General features: G+C 61.5%; 2 protein-coding genes and 2 pseudogenes. 2 read left to right on the top strand and 2 right to left on the bottom strand.

Translation table 11 applies throughout. The features are described 5' to 3' along the window. Positions 1-302: pseudogene (locus VNQ78_RS03610) on the bottom strand (transposase); the annotation flags it as partial. Here VNQ78_RS03610 and VNQ78_RS03605 point away from each other — a divergent pair. After that, positions 300-593, top strand: a pseudogene (locus tag VNQ78_RS03605) (transposase); the annotation flags it as partial. The pseudogenes VNQ78_RS03610 and VNQ78_RS03605 sit on opposite strands and share 3 nt — an antisense overlap. A 57-nt stretch (positions 594-650) precedes the next feature. Next, on the top strand, positions 651-1427 hold the full coding sequence (locus VNQ78_RS03600) for an ArdC family protein (RefSeq protein WP_325686680.1): 777 nt from the start codon (positions 651-653) through the stop codon (positions 1425-1427). Positions 1428-1727: 300 nt separating this feature from the next. On the opposite strand, the gene VNQ78_RS03595 is transcribed toward VNQ78_RS03600, so the two are convergent. Continuing rightward, on the bottom strand, positions 1728-2081 hold a 354-nt coding region (locus VNQ78_RS03595), incomplete at its 5' end, for a phosphomethylpyrimidine synthase ThiC (protein ID WP_325686678.1).

Raw genomic sequence — 2081 nt, 5'->3', positions numbered from 1 at the left:
TTGTAGCGCCTCTTGTCGTATTTCACCGCCTTCTTGCGAGACTTTCGGCCTGGGATGCAAACCTTTATCCCCTTGTCTTTCAACGCTTCTCTGAACCAATCGGCATCATAGCCTCGGTCTCCCAGCAGCCACCCCGCCTTCGGCAGGCTGCCCAGCAGCGCCGCCGCGCCGGTGTAATCGCTGACTTGGCCAGCCGACATGAAGAACCCGATCGGCCGCCCCTTTGCATCGGCGACGGCGTGCAATTTGGTGTTCATGCCACCATTGGTCCGCCCGATCTGACGTTCACGCCCCCCTTTTTGACCCGCAGTGAACACGACGTGCTGGCCTACATGTCCTTCCCGCGCCAGCATCGAACCAAGCTTCACAGCACGAACCCACTGGAGCGATTGAACAAGGAAGTGAAGCGGCGAGCCGATGTCGTCGGGATCTTCCCAAACGAGGCCTCCATCATGCGCCTGATTGGCGCGGTGCTGTTCGAGCAGAACGACGAATGGCAGCCCGCAAGCCGCTACATGATGGTCGAGGCCTTTGCCCAGATCGACAAGGAGGAGATCGACCCCATCCTCAGCATCACCACAAAGGCCGCCTGATCATGACCTCAGGCCACTTGGGAAATTACACCAGCTTGACGGACGTGACCCTGGACCTTGCGCGCCAATGGCGAGGCCTATCGCGGCATCAATGTGTTGATGCTCTGGCTTGCGGCCTCGGCGCAGGGTTACGGCAGCGCCTATTGGTTCACCTATAAACAGGCCGAGGCGGCAGGTGGTCAGGTCCGCAAGGGCGAGAAAAGCGCCATCGTGGTCAAATATGGCACTCTTGCGCGGGAAGATGAGGAGAGCGGTGCCGAAAAGCGCATCCCCTATCTGAAGAGCTATCGCGTCTTCAATGGCGATCAGATTGATGGCTTGCCCGAGGAGTTTTATGCCGCGGCTGCTGAACCGGTCCGCGATCTCGGTACTCAGCCCGATCCGCGCCTTGACGCCTTCTTCGCGGCGACCGGGGCCGAGATCCGCGTGACCGACGAGCCGCAGGCCTATTACAATCCGCAGGCGGATTACATCCATATGCCGCCGATCTCGAGCTTTCATGACGCGACCGGGTTCTATGCCACGCTGGCGCATGAAGCCTGCCATTGGTCTGGCCACGGCTCGCGCCTTGACCGATTGAGCCGCTTTGCCGAGCGCAAGGCCTATGCTTTCGAGGAGTTGATTGCCGAGATCGGCAATTGCATGCTCTGCGCCCAGCTTGGCCTGATCCCGGATTTTGGCCAATCCGCCGCCTATGTCGAAAGCTGGCTGCGCGCCATGCAGCATGATAAGCGGATGATCTTCAAGGCTGCGACCGAAGCACAGAAAGCAGCAGATTTCTTGCTGGCTTGTGCGGGTCAGGTGCAGGCATGCGGCGAGGACGAGGCCGCTTGATGCCGAGCGCCCAGTTTCAAAAGGAGCCCGTCGCGCCCGCGGCGGGCCTCTGCAGGGAAGCGGAAAATCCGGCTGGGGCCGGATTTGAGCCTGTGCCACCCGCGCCGGGCTCAAGACGATCCGATCGCGGTCAATCCGCGCGTGAACGCGGTCGTTTACGTCGGAGCCTGACCAGACATCCCCCGCCAAAGACGCAGCGGCGGAGGACTCCAGGGGGGGCCGCGTTCTCGACCGACGGCCCAGAATTAGCCAGCGCACTTGTATCGAAAATTTCGAGCACGCCATGCCCGGACGCCTGGATCAGTCCGCCGGTTCCTGGAATGGAGCATAGAGGGCGCCACCCTCGCGGAATTTCTCGGCCATTGCTGCCATGCCCTGTTGCCGTTCGGCTTCGGCCCGAATGTCGTGGCTGATCCTCATCGAGCAAAATTTGGGCCCGCACATCGAACAGAAATGTGCGACCTTATGCGCCTGCGCCGGCATGGTCTCGTCGTGCATGTCGCGCGCGGTATCGGGATCGAGGCTCAGGTTGAACTGGTCTTGCCAGCGGAACTCGAACCGGGCCCGCGACAGGGCATCGTCGCGCATCTGCGCGCCGGGGTGACCTTTGGCGAGATCGGCGGCATGTGCCGCCAGCTTATAGGTGATGACCCC

The organism is Paracoccus sp. (in: a-proteobacteria) (genome assembly GCF_035556475.1).
Classification (GTDB): domain Bacteria; phylum Pseudomonadota; class Alphaproteobacteria; order Rhodobacterales; family Rhodobacteraceae; genus Paracoccus.
Note: the sequence above shows the minus strand (reverse complement) of the source record. Positions and strands in the feature narration are given on the sequence as shown.